At 70.5% G+C, this 17382-nt stretch carries 14 protein-coding genes and 1 pseudogene; 8 read left to right on the top strand and 7 right to left on the bottom strand.

Translation table 11 applies throughout. From position 1 onward, the window contains the following. Positions 1-36 precede the first annotated feature (36 nt). From ACZ4RZ_RS36030 to ACZ4RZ_RS36020, 3 genes are all read left to right on the top strand, one after another. Entirely contained in the window at positions 37-249 is a 213-nt protein-coding gene (locus ACZ4RZ_RS36030; protein WP_467751086.1) for a hypothetical protein, read from the top strand. A gap of 152 nt (positions 250-401) precedes the next feature. After that, on the top strand, positions 402-1406 hold the full coding sequence (locus tag ACZ4RZ_RS36025) for an ornithine cyclodeaminase family protein (protein WP_467751085.1): 1005 nt from the start codon (positions 402-404) through the stop codon (positions 1404-1406). Between the two features lie 23 nt (positions 1407-1429). Then, on the top strand, positions 1430-2575 hold the full coding sequence (locus tag ACZ4RZ_RS36020; protein WP_467751083.1) for an NAD(P)/FAD-dependent oxidoreductase: 1146 nt from the start codon (positions 1430-1432) through the stop codon (positions 2573-2575). 9 nt (positions 2576-2584) lie between these two features. Here the strand turns inward: ACZ4RZ_RS36020 and ACZ4RZ_RS36015 are convergent, their stop codons facing one another. From ACZ4RZ_RS36015 to ACZ4RZ_RS36005, 3 genes are read right to left on the bottom strand one after another with little or no spacing between them, the layout of a single operon-like run. Beyond that, a complete protein-coding gene (locus ACZ4RZ_RS36015) occupies positions 2585-3811 on the bottom strand; it encodes a serine hydrolase domain-containing protein (protein ID WP_467751081.1) in 1227 nt (408 codons plus the stop codon). Positions 3812-3841: 30 nt separating this feature from the next. Continuing rightward, positions 3842-5254, bottom strand: coding sequence for an MFS transporter (locus ACZ4RZ_RS36010; RefSeq protein WP_467751080.1), 1413 nt, complete (start codon positions 5252-5254; stop codon positions 3842-3844). Next, positions 5251-5829, bottom strand: a complete 579-nt coding sequence (locus ACZ4RZ_RS36005; protein ID WP_467751079.1) for a TetR/AcrR family transcriptional regulator — start codon at positions 5827-5829, stop codon at positions 5251-5253. The genes ACZ4RZ_RS36010 and ACZ4RZ_RS36005 overlap by 4 nt, the downstream gene beginning before the upstream one ends. Positions 5830-5903: 74 nt before the next feature. Between ACZ4RZ_RS36005 and ACZ4RZ_RS36000 the strand changes: the two genes are divergently transcribed. Further along, the gene (locus tag ACZ4RZ_RS36000; RefSeq protein WP_467751077.1) at positions 5904-6344 is read left to right on the top strand and encodes a PPOX class F420-dependent oxidoreductase; all 441 of its coding nucleotides are present in this window, start codon (positions 5904-5906) and stop codon (positions 6342-6344) included. 94 nt (positions 6345-6438) lie between these two features. On the opposite strand, the pseudogene ACZ4RZ_RS35995 reads toward ACZ4RZ_RS36000, so the two are convergent. After that, a pseudogene (locus tag ACZ4RZ_RS35995) lies at positions 6439-6888 on the bottom strand (MFS transporter); the annotation flags it as partial. 276 nt (positions 6889-7164) lie between these two features. Between ACZ4RZ_RS35995 and ACZ4RZ_RS35990 the strand changes: the two are divergent. After that, positions 7165-7515 (top strand): VOC family protein, encoded by a 351-nt coding sequence (locus tag ACZ4RZ_RS35990; RefSeq protein WP_467751076.1) that lies wholly within the window; start codon positions 7165-7167, stop codon positions 7513-7515. A 100-nt stretch (positions 7516-7615) separates the two neighbouring features. On the opposite strand, the gene ACZ4RZ_RS35985 is transcribed toward ACZ4RZ_RS35990, so the two are convergent. Further along, positions 7616-8968 (bottom strand): MFS transporter, encoded by a 1353-nt coding sequence (locus ACZ4RZ_RS35985; RefSeq protein ID WP_467751075.1) that lies wholly within the window; start codon positions 8966-8968, stop codon positions 7616-7618. Positions 8969-9234: 266 nt separating this feature from the next. Further along, positions 9235-9900, bottom strand: a complete 666-nt coding sequence (locus ACZ4RZ_RS35980; RefSeq protein ID WP_399090755.1) for a TetR/AcrR family transcriptional regulator — start codon at positions 9898-9900, stop codon at positions 9235-9237. 173 nt (positions 9901-10073) lie between these two features. On the opposite strand from ACZ4RZ_RS35980, the gene ACZ4RZ_RS35975 reads away from it, so the two are divergent. Together ACZ4RZ_RS35975 and ACZ4RZ_RS35970 are read left to right on the top strand one after the other, a co-directional pair. Beyond that, on the top strand, positions 10074-10955 hold the full coding sequence (locus tag ACZ4RZ_RS35975) for a shikimate dehydrogenase (protein WP_467751073.1): 882 nt from the start codon (positions 10074-10076) through the stop codon (positions 10953-10955). A 158-nt stretch (positions 10956-11113) separates the two neighbouring features. After that, positions 11114-12931 (top strand): bifunctional sugar phosphate isomerase/epimerase/4-hydroxyphenylpyruvate dioxygenase family protein, encoded by a 1818-nt coding sequence (locus ACZ4RZ_RS35970; protein WP_467751072.1) that lies wholly within the window; start codon positions 11114-11116, stop codon positions 12929-12931. An 8-nt stretch (positions 12932-12939) separates the two neighbouring features. Here the strand turns inward: ACZ4RZ_RS35970 and ACZ4RZ_RS35965 are convergent, their stop codons facing one another. Next, the gene (locus tag ACZ4RZ_RS35965) at positions 12940-15558 is read right to left on the bottom strand and encodes a glycoside hydrolase family 31 protein (protein ID WP_467751071.1); all 2619 of its coding nucleotides are present in this window, start codon (positions 15556-15558) and stop codon (positions 12940-12942) included. Between the two features lie 339 nt (positions 15559-15897). On the opposite strand from ACZ4RZ_RS35965, the gene ACZ4RZ_RS35960 reads away from it, so the two are divergent. Continuing rightward, a complete protein-coding gene (locus ACZ4RZ_RS35960; RefSeq protein WP_467751070.1) occupies positions 15898-17382 on the top strand; it encodes an APC family permease in 1485 nt (494 codons plus the stop codon).

The following is a 17382-nucleotide window of genomic DNA, read 5'->3' as shown; positions in this document are numbered from 1 at the left end:
CGGTCCTGCCCACGGGCGAGGAGGTCGGCCCTGGCCGTGAGCTTCGATCTCGCTCATCGCGAGCCCAAGCTCGGCACACGTCGTCTTTCTGCCCCCGCATTCGCACGCGGCACGGCGCTCCGTGCCCTGCTGTCGGACGTTGTCGTCGTCCCCGTTCATGTTCATGCGCTACGGGTAGCCACTGACTGTGACCTGTGGCGTACGGGCGCAGGCGATCTTTTGCGGTTCGGCGAAAACGGTTATCACTGAGGATGGGCGTTTCCCCTCGTAAGCGAGGCGGATTCTCTGCGGGCAGTTGGAGGGTTGATGCCGATCCGCCCCGGCGGCGAATCGGCTCTCCCTGTTCTGCTCCGCAGGAGCCTGTTTCGGCCTGAAGGGCGGAGTATCCACGGAGGAATCAGATGACAGAAGACGTCCAGAACGACGAAGACGCCGTCGGCCCGCTGTACCTCTCGGGTGAGCAGGTCGCGGAGCTGCTGGACACCGACGCGGCGATCGCCTCGCAGCGGGCCGCCTTCACCGCGCTCGGTGACGGCACCGCGGAGCTCCCGGGCAAGATCATGCACCCCAGCCGCTTCGACGACAGCGTCGTCTTCGCGTATCTGGCGCGGCTGTCCGCGGACACCGGGGCGGTCGCCAAGATCGGCAGCGTCAATCCGGGCAACGCGGCGGCCGGACGGCCCACCATCCACGCGGTGATCAACGCGCTGGACCCGGTCACCGGGCAGCTCGCCGCCGTCATGGACGGCACCGCGGTGACGACCCTGCGCACGGCCGCGGCCAGTGCCGTCGCCTTCGACGTGCTGGCCACCGCCGACAGCACCGAACTCGGCCTCCTCGGCTCCGGCACCCAGGCCCTCGCCCATGCGCGGGCCGTGGCCCGGGTCCGGGAACTGAGGTCCGTACGGATGTGGAGCCCGAACCCGGGACGACGGGCGCACGCGGCGCAGCGCCTCGCCGCCGAACTCGGTGTCGCCGTCAAGGCCGTCGACACGGCCGAGGAAGCCGTGGTCGGCCTGCCGATGGTCGCGGCCTGCACCCTCAGCCCCACGCCCGTGGTGCGCGGCGAGTGGCTGGCGGCGGGCTGCACGGTCGTCAGCGTCGGCTCCTTCGAGCCCACGCGCAGCGAGGTCGACGCGGAGGTCGTACGGCGGGCCGCCGCGGTGGGCGTCGACGATCCGCAGACCGCGGCGGAGCACGCCGGGCCGGTGGTCGACGCGCTGCGAGACGGGCGGCTCACCCGGGAGGACCTGATCCCGCTCGGGGGCGTGCTCACCGGCCGGCACACGGCTCGTACGGGCCCTGACGACATCGTCTTCTACAACAGCGTCGGTCTCGGGATTCAGGACGCCGCCGCGGCCTGGGCCGTGATCGACGCGGCCCGGGCGAGACGGGCACACCGATGAACCCGGGTGGGACAGGCGCGCCGGTGAACAGGACCGCGCGGGTCGTCGTCATCGGCGGCGGCGTGATCGGCACGAGCATCGCCTACCACCTGGCCCGCGCCGGGGTGCCCGACGTGGTGCTCGTGGAGCGCGACGAACTCGCCTCCGGGTCGACCTCGCGAGCGGCGGGCGGGATCAGGGCGCAGTTCTCCGACGAGCTCAACATTCAGCTCGGCGCCCGCAGTCTGGAGGCGTTCGCCCGCTTCGGCGAGGAACCGGGCCAGGACATCGGGCTGCACCGGGTCGGCTATCTGTTCCTGCTCTCCCGGCCCGAGGAGGTCGCCGCGTTCGAGGCCGGGGTACGGCTGCAGAACGGGCTCGGCGTGCCCAGCCGCATGATCGGACCGGCCGAGGCGCGCCGACTGTCGCCGTTGATCATCACCAACGGGCTGCTGGCCGCCGCCTTCTCGCCGGACGACGGACACTGCACGCCCGAGTCCGTGGTCCAGGGCTACGCGGCCGGGGCCCGCCGCCATGGCGCCACGGTGCTGCGGCACTGCGAGGTCACCGGCATCGAGACGCACGGCGACACGATCACGGCGGTCGACACCGACCGGGGCCGGATCGCCACCGACACGGTCGTCTGCGCGGCGGGCGCCTGGTCACGGGCCGTCGGCGCGATGGCCGGCGTGGACCTCCCGGTGCAGCCGCTGCGCCGCCAGGTCGCCGTCACCGAACCCGTCCGGGGACTGCCGTCCGACCTCCCCATGACCATCGACTTCACCACCAGCCTCTACTTCCACCGCGAGGGCCCCGGTCTCCTCCTCGGCATGTCCGACCCCGACGAGCGCCCGGGCTTCTCCACGGAGACGCACGACCGCTGGATCCCGCACCTCTACGCGGCGATGGAGCGGCGCGCCCCCGCCCTGCTCGACCTGCGCAGGACGGGCGGCTGGGCGGGCCTGTACGAGATCACCCCGGACCACAACGCGTTGATCGGCGAGGCGAGTTCGTGCTCGCGCTTCCTGTACGCGACCGGTTTCTCGGGCCACGGGTTCCTGCAGGGTCCGGCCGTCGGCGAGGTCGTCCGCGATCTGTACCTGGGCAGCGCCCCCTTCGTCGACATCGGCCCGCTGAGCGCGGACCGCTTCGCCGCCGACGCGCTGCGCCCGGAGATCAACCTCGTGTGACCCGCCGGGTCAGTCGAGCACCGCCTCGTGCACGAGCCGCTTGAGCTCGGGAAAGAGCGAGTTGGACGTCGTCGGGCGGACCTGCGTGAAGAACTGCACGGTCAGGTCGCGGCGCGGGTCGACCCAGAACGTCGTACTGGCCACTCCGCTCCAGCCGAACGCGCCCTCGCCGGCGGGGGACCGGGTGACGTCCGGGTCGACCACGACGGAGACGCCGAGTCCGAAGCCGAGGCCCGCGTTGCCGGGTTCCTGGTGGACGGGGCTGCCGAAGGTGCGGCGGTCGGCGTTGCCGGGGAGGTGGTTGGAGACCATCGTGTCCACGGTCTCGGGGGTCAGCAGGCGGGTTCCGTCGAGGTCGCCGCGGCGGCGGAGCATTTCCGTGAAGCGGTGGTAGTCGTGGGCGGTGGCCACCATGCCGCCGCTGCCGGACAGGAAGCGGGGGCGGCCGTGCAGCGGGAGCCCGGCGATCGGGGTGATCCCGCCCTTGTCGTCCTCCCCGTACAGCTCGGCGAGCCGGCCGGCCTGCTCGTCGGTGACGCAGAACCCGGCGTCCGCCATCCGGAGCGGGACGAAGATCCGCTCGCGGAGGAAGTCGTCGAGATCCCGGCCGGACACCACCTCGATGACACGGCCGAGGACATTGGTGGCGACCGAGTAGTTCCACTGGGTGCCCGGCTCGAACTGGAGCGGCAGGGAGGCGTAGACGTCGATGGTCTCGGCCAGGTTCGCGCCCGGCGGCACCGACGACTCCACACCGGCGTCACGGTAGAGCGCGTCGACGGGGTGGGAGTGGTAGAAGCCGAAGGTCAGACCCGCGGTGTGCGTCAACAAGTGACGGAGCAGGATCGGTTGTCCGGCCGGGCGGGTCTTCGTGTCGGGGCCGGATCCGCTGACGTAGACCCGAGGGTCGGCGAAGGCGGGGAGGAAGTCGGCCACGGGGTCGTCGAGTCGGAGGTGCCCCTCTTCGAGGAGCATCAGTGCGGCGACCGAGGTGACCGGCTTGGTCATGGAGTAGATCCGCCACAAGGTGTCGCTCTCCACGGGGAGTCGGGCCGCGCGGTCACGGCAGCCGTACGTGGTGAGGTGCGCGACACGGCCGTGCCGGGCCACGGACACGAGGTAGCCGGGCAGTCGGCCGTCGTCCACCAAGTGGGCGAAGTGCTGGTCGAGGCGGGCCAGCCCCTGTGGATCGAGGCCGGCCTCGCGCGGCTCGACCTCCTGTCGCAGGTCTCCCATGACTCTCCTTTGGGCTGCGGCTCTAGTCCTTCATGGTCTCGTACGGAGGGGTGAAGCGTCCCCCGGCGGACCTTGACCGGCGGTCACGACACCCGCGCCACCCGGAAGCTTCAGGGCGAGCAGCACACCGGTCGCGGACAGCGCCGCGAGCGCCGTCAGCGGGGGACCCATCGCGACACCGGTCGTGAGCGTCATCAGCGTGGCCGCCGCAGCGACCCCCAGCGTGGGTCCGACGTTCATCGCCGTCTGCTGGAGCCCGCCCGCCACGCCGGCCGACTCCGCCGAGGCGTGCCGTACGACGACCGCCGTCGCGGTGACCATCACCGTCGCGAAGCCGGCGCCCAGCAGCAGGAAGCCGGTGCCGATCTGCACCGTGGTCGACGCCTCGTCGAGCCGGGACAACACAACGAGGCCCAGCGTGAGGACGCCCGTCCCGGCCAGTGTCGTCCGGCGTGCGCCGAACCTGCGCAGGAGTACGGCGGACAGGGGAGCGCCGAGCACCATCATCACGGCACCGGGCAGTGCCCTCAGGCTGGTCTGCGACGGGTCCAGGCCCAGGGTCTCCTGGAGGAAGTAGCTGCCGGCGAACAGCGCGCCCAGCATCGACGCCGACGCGACCACGAGAATGCCGAGGGCCGCGCCGATGGCCGCCGAGCCGAGGACATCGGACGGGACCAGCGGGCTCGCGGTACGGCGTTCATGGCGTACGAACGCGGCTCCGGCGACCGTGACGACGATCAGGCCGAGCAGGGTCGCCGTCGTCCAGCCCGCCTCCGGTATCTCGATCAGGGTCTGCACCAGACTCACCAGGGCCACCGCGAGCAGGCAGGCGCCGGGCACGTCGAGCCCGCCGGCCGCCGGGGCCCTGCCCCGGGCCGGACCACGGACGACGAGCGCCAATGCCCCCATCACGAGGGCGGGCACCACGTTGAGGAAGAAGACGGCCCGCCACCCGAGATGGGTGACCAGCGCCCCGCCGGCCAGCGGACCGGCGGCGGCCGCGAGACCGATGGCGCTCGTGCGCAGCGCGATGGGCATCCCGAGCCGGTCGGGAGGGTACGCGGCGCGCAGCATCCCGAGCGTGGCCGGCTGCAGCAGCGCGCCGAACACGCCCTGCGCGACCCGCAGCCCGATCACCCAGCCGATGCCGGGCGCGAGACCGATCCCCGCCGACGTGGCGCCGAAGCCCAGAATGCCTACGGCGAAGACCATGTGATGGCCGTACCGGTCCCCGAGCCGACCCGCGAACACCAACAGGCTGGCCACCGCGATGAGATAGCCGGTGCTGGTCCACTGGACCTGTGCGAACGAGGCGTCCAGATCGCGTTGCAGCGTGGGCTGCGCGACCGTGAGCACGGTTCCGTCCAGGGCCACGATCACGGCACCGAGGACGCTGCCCGCCAGGGTGAGCCGGCGATGGACCGCCGAGTTGGGCGACTTCACCGCTCCTCCGGCCCGAGGTGCGCGTCCAGCGCGGCCTCCAACAGGGGTACGAAGTCGTCGGCGCCCGTGGCCAGTTGGAGGCTGCCCCAGCCCCAGAGCTGGGCGATTCCGTGCAGGTTCGCCCAGAGCGCGCCCGCGACGACCGGGCCGTCGGCCTCGGGCCGCACCCGGCCGACCAGGTCCACCAGGACACCGAACAGCGGCAGACTCGTCTCGCGCAGCCCCAGTTGTCCGCTCTCCAGCAGATCATGACGGAACATCAGCTCGTACATTCCGCGCTGGGTGAGCGCGAAGTCCAGGTAGACCCTCCCCAGCGCCTGGAGCTGGTCGCGAGGGCCTGCCTCGCCGTCGCCGATCGCCGTCGCGGCGCGGGCGCCCAGGTCGGCGAAGCCCCGGCGGGCGATGGCCGACAGCAAGTCCAGATGTGTCGGGAAGTAGCGGCGCGGGGCTCCGTGGGAGACACCGGCGCGCCGGGCGATCTCCCGCAGGGTCAGGACCTGTGCGCCCTCCTTGGTCACCAGGTCGACACCGACCTCGACCAGCCGGTCCCGCAGCCCCTTCTCCGATTCGCTCATAGACACTGTCTACCAGGTCGCGTAGACAGTGTCTACGCGGGAATGGGGGCTGCCTCCCGGAGGTTGGTCGATACATGACTCAGGACGCGACGCAGGACGCACTGCTCAAGCTGCTCTCCGAGTACAAGGGCGGGGTGCTCGTCACCCTCAAGAAGGACGGACGGCCCCAGCTGTCGAACGTCAGCCACGCCTACGACCCCGACGAGCGGATCGTCCGGGTCTCGCTCACCGACGACCGCGCCAAGACCCGCAATCTGCGCCGGGACCCACGGGCCTCGTATCACGTGACCAGCGAGGACCGTTGGGCCTACACGGTCGCCGAGGGCACGGCCGAACTGACGCCCGTAGCCGAGGACCCGCACGACGAGACCGTCGAGGAGCTGATCCGGCTCTACCGTGACGTCCTGGGCGAGCACCCCGACTGGGACGACTACCGGGCAGCCATGGTCCGCGACCGCCGTCTCGTACTACGGCTGCACGTGGACCGGGCGTACGGCATTCCCCGGGAACGCTGAGCCGTTGCCGTTGCCGTTGCCGTTGCCGTTGCCGTCTCCCGTGCGTGCCTCGATGGCATGGAGGCCCCGGCCGGTCGCCGAGGCGCTGACGAGTGATCGCCTTGCACCGGAAGTGAGGTGGCGCCAGACGTCGTGCGTATCCGGCCGGCAGCGCCCAGGCCAGTCCCGCGGCCACCCCGGCGACGCACCGGGCCGCCATGATCAGGGGGTACGCCGTCGAGGCCGCCGTGACCGTGTTGGTCGCGGCGAACCCCGCCATCGCCGTGAGCAGCAGCCGCCCGCGCTTCCAGCCGGCCGTGGCCGCCGACAAAGGGATCGCCGCGAGCGCGGTCCCGACCGCGTAGATCGTGACGGACTGTCCCATGGCGGACTCCCCGACACCGAGGCCGGCACTCATCGCGGGCAGCACTCCCGCGGGCAGTGTCTCGGTCAGGCTGGTGATGAACACGGCGGTGGCCAGCGCGAGGAGGGCCCCGAGGGGGAGCTTGTCGTCGTCAACTCGACGGTGCGGAAGGACCGGTTGTGTCGTCGTTTCGCTTCGCATGCCGCGTAGGGTCAAGCCTGACATTGGTGTCAGGTGCAAGCCGCCGTGTGTGCGGAGGCGCCGGAAGCGGGGAGTGCGGGGGCACGCTGGATCCCGTCTGGTCGGTGGCCATCACGGGCCGCACTCATGTGATCGCGCAACGACCGTCACATGGGCGGTGGATGTCCCGGGCGGCGGAGGACGTCAGGTCGGGTGCCGAGAGAACCGCCGGGCTGAGCCGGCGGGCCGAGGCGCGTCGCGCTTGCCGCGGGGCTTCGGTCCTACTAGCCTCCGCGCGTGATCAATGGGGCACATGTGGTGATCTACACCCGTGACGCGGAGGCCGACCGCGTCTTCTTCCGGGACGTACTGGGGCTCGCGCACGTGGACGCGGGGCACGGCTGGCTCATCTTCAAGGCTCCGCCGGCGGAGTTCGCCTTCCATCCGGCAGAGGGCGAGCCGTCGCACGAGCTGATGCTGATGTGCGACGACGTCGAGACGACGACGGCCGAACTCAAGGAGAAGGGGGTCGAGTTCACACGGCCCCTCACGGACGCCCGATGGGGGCGCATGACGGGCTTCCGGCTGCCAGGCGGCGGCGAGATCGGTCTGTACGAGCCGCGCCATCCCCGGGCACACGACCTTTAGCCCGGCGCCTGCTGGTCACCAGTGGCCTGCCACGGCATACCCAAGTCCCCGAACAGCCCTGTGCAGTCGGGGACTTGGGCGGTCATGAGGTGGTCGGATGTCAGGCCGTCACGGCCTCACGCTGCGCGGCTTCCCCCGGCACACGCTCGCCGAGCAGCTCGGTGGGCACCTTGTGCGTCTCGCGGGCGGTGAGTGCGGCGAGCACCGGCGGGAGACACAGGGCCGAGGTGAACAGGGCCACGGACGACCAGTCGTCGCCGCCCGGGCCGGCGATCTGCGCGGCGAAGGTGACGGCGAACCCGGCGACGGCGAAGCCGATCTGGGTGCCGATGGCCATGCCGGAGAGCCGGACGCGGGTGGAGAACATCTCGCCGTAGAACGAGGGCCAGACACCGTTCGCGGCGCTGTAGACGACACCGAAGGCGAGGATGCCGAAGAGCAGGACCAGGGGGTAGGAGCCCGTGGAGATCGCCCACAGATAGGCGAACATCAGGACCGCACTGCCCGCGGCACCGATCAGATAGACCGGGCGGCGTCCGATGCGGTCGGAGAGCGTGGCCCACGCGGGGATCGCGCCGAGCGCGACGAGGTTGGCCAGCGCGCCCACCCACAGCATCTGCGAGCGGGACAGGCCGACCGAGTCACTGGTCCCGTACGCCAGCGCCCAGACCGTGAAGATCGTGCTGACCGAGGCGATCAGAGCGCCCGCGACGACCCGCAGGACGTCCGCCCAGTGCTCACGGAACAGCACGGCGAGAGGCAGCTTGGCGACGCCTTCGGTCGCGGCCTGCCGGGTGAAGGCCGGGGTCTCCTGGAGCGTGCGGCGGATGACGTAACCGACGACGGCGACCGCGACGCTCAGCCAGAACGGGACGCGCCAGCCCCAGGAGAGCAGCTGGTCCTCGGGCAGTGCGGCGACGGGGAGGAAGACCAAGGTGGCGAGGAGCTGACCGCCCTGGGTGCCGCTGAGCGTGAAGCTCGTGAAGAAGCCCCGGCGGTTCGGCGGAGCGTGCTCCAGCGTCATCGAGTTGGCGCTCGCCTGCTCCCCGGCCGCGGAGATGCCCTGCAGGACACGGCAGAGGACCAGCAGGACCGGGGCGAGGCCGCCGACCTGCGCGCGGGTGGGCAGACAGCCGATGAGGAACGTCGACAGACCCATCAGGATCAGCGTGAAGACCATGATCTTCTTCCGGCCGAGGCGGTCGCCGAAGTGGCCGAGGAACAGCGCGCCGATCGGACGGGCGGCGTAGGCGACGCCGAATGTGGCCAGCGACAGCAGGGTCGCGGTGGCCGGGTCCGACTCGTCGAAGAAGACCTTCGGGAAGATCAGGGCGGCGGCGCTGCCGTAGATGAAGAAGTCGTAGTACTCCAGCGCGCTGCCGATCCAGGCGGCCATGGCGGCCTTCCGGGGCTGGCCGGGAGGCGCGTCGAGCGGGGCGGCGGGGACGGACACGGCGTGCTCCTTCGAGGGAACTCCGAGAACGGAGGGACTCCGGGGACGGGAGTGGCGGAGGGGGAGAGGTGCCGGGGCCCTGGGGGTGTACGGGTCGGCTGCGCCGGGTGCGGGCTGCTTGACCGCCGCGCTCCCGGTTAATTAACCCACTGGATAGTTAGTAGCGGATGGCTACGGATGTTGCGCCGACGTTTCCCGGGTGTCAAGGGGTTGTGCCGAAGGATCATCGCGTTCCTGGTCCGCGGAGTGGTCCTGGGAGGGGGTTCTCAGTCCGTCGCCCGGTCCGCGGTCAGGTAGGCGATGACCATGTCGCCGAGCATGGTGCGGTAGTGCTCCCGCTGGTCGGGAGCGACCAGGTCCCGGCCGAAGAGGGCGCCGAAGGTGTGCCGGTTGGCGACCCGGAAGAAGCAGAACGCGCTGATCATCGCGTGCAGGTCCACGGCGTCGACGTCGGCCGTGAACAGACCCGACTTCCGGCCGGTCTCCAGGATCCGGCGGATCACGTCGAGTGCCGGCGAGCCGATCCTGCCGAGCTCCTCGGACGCGGCGATGTGCTCCGCCTCGTGGATGTTCTCGATGCTCACCAGGCGGATGAAGTCGGGATGCGCCTCATGGTGGTCGAAGGTCAGTTCGGCGAGCCGGCGGATGGCCGCGACCGGGTCCAGGTGCTCGACGTCCAGCTCCTGTTCGGCCTGCCGGATCACGGAGTACGCGCGCTCCAGCACGGCCGTGAACAGTTGCTCCTTGCCGCCGAAGTAGTAGTAGATCATCCGCTTGGTGGTGCGGGTGCGGGCGGCGATCTCGTCGACGCGGGCGCCGGTGTAACCGGCGCGTGCGAACTCCTGGGTCGCCACGTCGAGAATCTCGGCCTTGGTGCGGGCGGCGTCACGAATGCGCCCGTTGGGTCGTGCCGGTTCTTCGACGCTGGTCATCGGGTTCCTTCGAGCGAGAGGGCCGCGGTTCCTGGTGGTGGGCCGGTGCCCGCGATTGTAGAAGCAGGGCCCCGCGGCGGGCTTTCCTGTCCGGGTCTTCCGGAAGGCGCGACATCCTGGTATCACTTACTAACGAACCAGTTCGTACATTAGCTAGCCCCCGGAGGTCCGCCGTGCCCCAGAACTCGTATCTCGTCGGCCTCATCGGATCCGGCATCGGACCCTCGCTCAGCCCCGCGCTGCACGAGCGGGAGGCCGACCGGCAGGGCCTGCGCTGTCTGTACCGGCTGATCGACATCGACACGCTCGGCGTCGGCCCGGAGGCGGTGGGCGATCTCGTACGCGCCGCACGCGACCTCGGCTTCAACGGGCTGAACATCACGCACCCCTGCAAGCAGCTGGTCATCGGCCACCTCGACGAGCTCTCCGTGGGGGCCGAGGCGCTCGGCGCGGTCAACACCGTCGTCTTCGAGGACGGCCGCGCGATCGGGCACAACACGGACGTCACCGGCTTCGCGGCCTCCTTCGCGCGCGGTCTGCCCGACGTCTCCCTGGAGCGGGTCGTCCAGCTGGGCGCGGGCGGCGCGGGCGCGGCCGTCGCGCACGCCGTGCTCACGCTGGGCGCCGGCCACATCACGGTCGTCGACGCGATGCCCGAGCGGGCCGCCGACCTCGCCGCCACCCTGAACCGCCACTTCGGCGAGGGCCGTGCCGCCGCCGCGACGCCCGACGCGCTCGGCTCCCTTCTCGCCCGCGCGGACGGCATCGTCCACGCCACGCCCACCGGGATGGCCGCTCACCCCGGGCTGCCGTTCCCGGCCGAGCTGCTGCGGCCCGGACTGTGGGTCGCCGAAGTCGTCTACCGGCCCCTGGAGACCGAGCTGCTGCGCACCGCCCGTGCGATGGGCTGCGCCGCTCTCGATGGTGGTGGCATGGCCGTCTTCCAGGCTGCGGACGCGTTCCGGCTGTTCACCGGGCGGGAGCCGGACACTGCGCGGATGCTGGCGGACATCGCCGAGCTGGCGGGCGCGGGCGCCGCGGGCGTCCGGAACTGAGGGCGCCTCGGGAGTGGGGCGGTCGCGGTGATGGGGCGGCTGCGGGTCCGTGGGGGATGCTCGCGCAGTTCCCCGCGCCCCCTACGGGGGGCTTGCCCCGAGCCCGCGCATTCCCGAGCCGTCCGTGGCAGTGGAGCAATACCGAAGGAGCATCAAACGTGCGTACGTCCATCGCCACCGTCTCGCTCAGCGGATCGCTGACCGAGAAGCTCACCGCCGCGGCCCGGGCCGGCTTCGACGGCGTCGAGATCTTCGAGAACGACCTGCTCGCGAGCCCCCTCACACCCGAGGAAATCCGTGCCCGCACCGCCGACCTCGGCCTGAGCATCGACCTGTACCAGCCGATGCGCGACATCGAGGCAGTCCCCGAGGACGAGTTCGCGCGCAATCTGCGCCGGGCGCGGCACAAGTTCGAGCTCATGCGCCGCCTGGGGGCCGACACCGTCCTGGTGTGCTCCAGCGTCTCCCCGCTCGCCGTCGACGACGACGCGCTCGCCGCCGGTCAGCTGCGCCGACTGGCCGATCTGGCCCAGGACTTCGGCATCCGCGTGGCCTATGAGGCGCTGGCCTGGGGCCGCCATGTGAGTACGTACGACCATGCCTGGCGCATCGTCGAAGCCGCGGACCACCCCTGCCTCGGCACCTGCCTGGACAGCTTCCACATTCTCGCCCGCGGCTCCGACCCCAAGGGAATCGAGGACATCCCCGGCGAGAAGATCTTCTTCCTGCAGCTGGCCGACGCCCCGCTGATGGCGATGGACGTGCTCCAGTGGAGCCGCCACTACCGCTGCTTCCCGGGCCAGGGCGGCTTCGACATCGCGGGGCTGCTGGGGCATGTGATGCGCGCCGGTTACGGCGGCCCGCTCTCCCTCGAAGTCTTCAACGACGTCTTCCGGCAGGCCGAGGCGGGGCCGACCGCTGTCGACGCCCGGCGCTCCCTCCTCGTCCTGCAAGAAGCGACCGGACCCCTGCTCCAGGAGCCGACCGGCCTCGCGACCCCGCCCGCCCCCGTGGTGCCGACCGGTGTCGCCTTCGCCGAGCTCGTCACCCCCGACGTCGCACCCGTCGCCGCGGTGCTCGGCGCCCTCGGCTTCACCCGCACGGCCCGCCACCGCAGCAAGCCGGTGGACCTGTGGCAGCAGGGCGAGGCGCGCGTCCTCGTGAACACGGGACCGGCCGCCCGCCGTGACGGCACCGCACTCGCCGCCATCGGCCTGGAGTCACCGGACCCGGCCGCCGCGGCCCGGCGCGCCGAAGCCCTGCTCGCCCCCGTGCTGCCGCGCCGCCGTGCCCTCGAGGACGCGCCCCTCGACGCGGTGGCCTCCCCCGACGGCACCGAACTGTTCTTCTGCGCGACCGGCCGAGCCGAACTTCCGAGCTGGACCAGCGACTTCAGGCAGGTCGAACACGACCGGGACGACCCGCGGCGAGTGACCCGCATCGACCACCTGGCGCTCACCCAGCCCTGGCACCAGTTCGACGAGGCCGCCCTCTTCCACCGCAGCGTGCTCGGGCTGAGCGCGCAGGAGAGCGTGGACGTCGCCGACCCGTACGGGCTGCACCGCAGCCGTGCCGTCACCAACGCCGACGGCAGCGTCCGCATCGCCCTCGGCGTCGGCCCCGCCCCCACCGACGAGGCCGGCCGCGCCCAGCACATCGCCCTCGCCACGCAGGACGTGGTCACCGCGGCCCGCCGCTTCCGCGAGGCGGGCGGCCGCCTGCTGCCGATGCCCGCGAACTATTACGACGACCTGGCCGCACGGCATGAGTTCGCCGACGGCGAGCTGGAGACGTACCGCGAACTGGGCATCCTCTACGACCGCGACCAGGACGGCGAGTTCCGCCACTGCTACACCGAGACCATCGGCCGCGTCTTCTTCGAACTCGTCCAGCGCGACGGCGGCTACCGCGGCTACGGCGCGCAGAACGCCCCGGTGCGCCTCGCCGCGCAGCACGCGGTGCGACCGGGGCGTTGAGCGCGGGGTTACCGCGTGAGCCGTACGGAGAACGCGCGGTCCAGCGACAGGCTGGGCGTCCTGACCGTCGTCACCCCGGTGTCCCTGTCGTACGACCAGGCGTCCCGCGGCAGCGGTCGCCCGTCGAGGAGCACCTGGCGCGGCGCGGACTGGCCGTGCACGGTGAAGCGGTACGAGCGGGCTGCCGGTTTGTCCTGGTAACTGCCCACGCTCGCACCGACGGTGACCTCAGTGATCCGCGAGGAGGAGTTCACCGTCACGCGCTGCGTCGCCGACGCGCCCGCTGTGAACCGGCGTGTCACGCCGTCGTCCTCGTACAGCGTGTAACCGCTGTTCCCCTCCGGGTAAAGGTCCCAGTCCAGCTCGTGCCGGTCGCGGGTCTGCCAGCTCGTCGTGCCCTTGGGCCACATGGGGACGATCGCGCCCTCCTTCACGAACAGGGGAAGGGTGTCGAGCGGTGCGTGGTAACCGTTGACCGTCGTCGGGCCCTGGTAGGTGCGGCCCGTCCAGTAGTCGGTCCAGGTGCCCTTGGGGAGGTAGATGCCGTCGCGGGTCTCGGAGTCCTGGTAGACCGGGGCGACCAGGAAGTCGGATCCCGCGAGGAACTCGTACTTGGCGTCCGCGCCCAGGGTGTTCGGGTCGTCCGGGTACTCCAGCCACAGCGGACGGACCGCGCCCACGCCCGTCTTCGACGCCTCGGCGGAGAGCGTGTACATGTAGGGGAGCAGGCGCTCCTTCAACTGGAGGTACTTGCGGTTGATGGAGGTGTACGGCTCGCCGTCCAGCCAGGGCTGCTGGTCGGCGGGCTTGCCGGTGGTGATGTCGGAGGCCCAGCCGTCCATGGTCATGATGGCGGGCAGGAACGCCTTCCACTGGAGGTCGCGGGCGTACATCTTGGCGTCGTGGCGGTAGATCGAGCCCACGTCACCGGTGTTGTACGCGATGCCGGACAGGGTGGCCCCGGCATACGTCGGGATCTGCCAGCGGATGTAGTCCCACGACAGCTTCTGGTCGCCGCTCCACAGGACGCCGCAGCGCTGGGCGCCCGCCCAGGACACCGGGAGCCAGACGAAGCCGCGCGCGTCGCTGTTCTCCTCGATGCCCGCCTTGGCCTTGTCGCAGGCGTCGAGTGCGAAACCGTAGCCGTTGCCGACCCAGGCCACGTCCAGCTTGGCCACGCGCTGGCCCGCCTTCACCTGGTCGGCGAGCTTGTCGATGCCGTCCTGGGTCCACAGGCCGAGCTGGGCATGGTGGTCCTGGAGGCCCTTGGCCGTCTCGGCGAGGTTCTCGTAACCGCAGCCGTAGCCGTCGTTGACGAGCATCCAGCCGAGTGGCATGTCGTGCGACGTGTAGCCGTCGGCGATCTTCAGCGCGTCGAGGGTGTGCCGTTCGCCGCGGTTGGCGTTGTGCAGGTAGCAGTCGGAGTCGCCCGGTTCGAGCCCGTACACCGGCGGCATGAACGGTTTGCCCACCAGCGCGGTGTACTTGCCGATCACCTTCTTCGCGTCACCGAGGAAGTAGTAGGCGTCCAGGCGCCGTTCCTGCTGTCCGGTCCGCACGGGTGAGCCGAAGTCGTAGACGCCCGGCGCGAAGGTGTTGCGGAAGACGCCGTAGCCCGCGCTGGAGAGGTAGAAGGGCTGCGAGTTGTTGTAACCGCCCTCGTTCCAGTTGAAGTTGTTGGCCACGTACATCGTCTGATCCCGGTGCGCGAAGCTGCCGTTCTGCTCACCGCCACCGAAGAACTGCTCGTCGGCGCCGCGCGCCAGGCTCTGCCGCATGCCGCTCGTCGACCAGCGAAGGGGTTTGTCCTCCTGCCAGACGGGGGTGCGGTTGTCGGCCTTGTAGAGGCCGAAGCGCAGCGGCTTCTTGTAGACCCGCAGGACCGCGTCGGGGGAGCGGACGCCGTAGTACGCGCCCGCGTCGAAGGACGTCGTGTTCTTCTGAACCGCGGGCTGCTTGCGGACGATGGCCGTGCCCGCCGGGTCGGAGAGCGATCCGGACGGGTCGGCCTGGAGGCGCAGTTGGCCACCCGCCAGGAAGTCGGCCTTCGCCGTGAGCTGCCCGGCCTCGATGGTGTAGCTGCCGTCGCCGCCGCTGAACGACGTGAGATCTCCCGCGTCCGTCGTCTCGGGCAGATACGCCTTGCCGGTATACGAGTTGTCGTGCACGTCGTAGGGCACGACCAGCACGTGGTAGGTCCCCGACGCGTTCGGGATCACCGTGGCCTCGGGGTCGGCGGTGCCCGCGCTGGAGGCGACCTGCTTGCCCGCGTCGTCGTAGATGTACAGGTCGAAGTCGTCGGTGGGGTGCTGCCACTCGATCGAGATCGGTACACCGCCCTCGGGGTTGTCGGCCCAATACCCCCCGGGTACCGAGACGTTCACGTCGAAGCGGTCGCAGACCTTGTTGTCCGGGTCGTCGGCGGCAGACGGGCAGCTCTCGGTACCGCCGGACGTGCCCTTGGCGTAGACGGGGCTCTGCCAGCTGACGCTCCGGTGGGTGTCGTCGAGAACGGCGCTCGGCGGGGTCGCGGCGAGCGCGGGCCGTGCCGGGGCGCTCAGCACGGTGAAGGCCAGGGTGGTGGCGAGCCCCGCCATGGCCCAGGAACGGTGTCGAAGTCTTCGCACGGTACGCATCTCCACTCAAACCAACGATGTTGTGTTTGCAGGTGCTTGAAATCGCGTCGGATCGTGCATGTTCAAGCATGAAGAGTGGCCGCGCGTGCAGGTTCATGTCAATGGATCTCACCTGGGTGTCGCCGCGGCCGGCGCCGTGGACGGGCGTAAATTACCGGCCAGTTGACATTGAAAGGCGAACCGCCACCGCTATCATCACCTCACCTGCGGAGCGACCCTCTGCCCGATGACGGCGGTTGTACGGCATCGACCTTCACACCCCCCACTGAACACATGGCGTTGTCGGGCGTGTCTGCCCGCGCGCCGTGCAGGACGGAAAGCAGCGCGAGCATGAGCAACAACAGGGGCAGAGGGCTTCAGGCCAACGCCCTCGGTACGTTCGACACGGTTGTGATGGCGGTCGCGGGCAGCGCCCCCGCGTACTCGCTGGCCGCGACCACCGCGGTCCTCGTCGGCGCGGTGGGCCTCGCCAGTCCCGCGGCACTCCTGTACTGCGCGATACCCATGCTGGGCATCGCGCTGGCCTTCAGCTACCTCGGCCGGATCGACGTCAACGCGGGTGCCAGCTACTCCTGGGTCGGCCGCACGCTCCACCCCTTCCTCGGCTTCATCAGCGGCTGGGCCCTGGTCATCTCCGCGACCATCTTCATGGTCGCCGGTTCGCTGCCCGCGGGGGCGATGACGCTCTCCCTCTTCGACGAAGGGCTCGCGGACAACACCGCGTTGGCCACGGCGGTCGGCGCGGCCTGGTTCCTGGTCATGCTGTTCGTGGTGCTCGGCGGCGCCCGGCTCACCGTGCGCGCCCAGCTCGTCATGTCCGGTGTGGAGCTCGCCATTCTGGCCGTCTTCGCGGTCGGCGCCCTGCTGCACAGCGGCAACGCCCGTACCTTCGAGTGGTCCTGGCTCGGCTTCGGCCACTTCGACGGGGTGAGCGGATTCGCGTCCGGCGCGCTCATCGCCGCCTTCTACTACTGGGGCTGGGACGTCACCAGCAACCTCAGCGAGGAGACCCGCGACAGCCGCCGCACCACAGGACTCGCGGGCCTGATCGGTGTCGGCATCGTCTTCCTGCTCTTCGAGGTGTTCACCATCGCGGTGAACATCATCCTCACCGACAAGCAGATCCAGGACAACGACGCCAACGTCCTTGGTGTGCTGGGTGAGGAGATCTGGCCGGGCTGGGGCGGCAAGCTGCTGATCATCGCCGTGATGCTGTCCACCATCGCCACCCTGGAGACCACGCTCATCCAGGTCACCCGCTCGCTGTTCGCGATGGGCCGCGACCGTACGATGCCGACCGCGCTGGGCCGCGTGCACCGCAAGTGGAACACCCCGTGGGTCGCCATCGTCGTGGTCGGCGCCGTCGCCCTGGTGATGTTCGTGACCTCCAACGCCCTCGGCTCGGTCGGTGACATCCTCTCCGACGCCATCGCCGCGATCGGCCTGCAGATCGCCGTCTACTACGGCCTCGCCGGCATCGCCGTGGTCGTCGCCTACCGCAAGATGCTGCTGAAGTCTCCGTCCAACTTCCTCTTCGGCGGGCTGTGGCCGTTCCTCGGTGCCCTGTTCATGTTCTGGATCTTCGTCGAGTCGCTGGGCGACCTGAGCAGCGCGTCGATCGCGATCGGCATCGGCGGCATCGCCGTCGGCCTGATCCCCATGCTCTGGTACTGGAAGCAGGGCAGCGACTACTACCGGCCCGCCAAGCTCGACGCCACCCAGGTCGTCGAGGCCGACTACATCCCCGACGGCTACTCCACCGCGGCGGCGACCGAACGCTCCCGCGTCCACGAGGGTCTCCCCACCGACTTCTGA

It is taken from the genome of Streptomyces sp. NPDC027189, assembly GCF_055566975.1.
The sequence above is the reverse complement of the archived record's forward strand: the minus strand, read 5'-3'. Positions and strand labels throughout refer to the sequence as shown.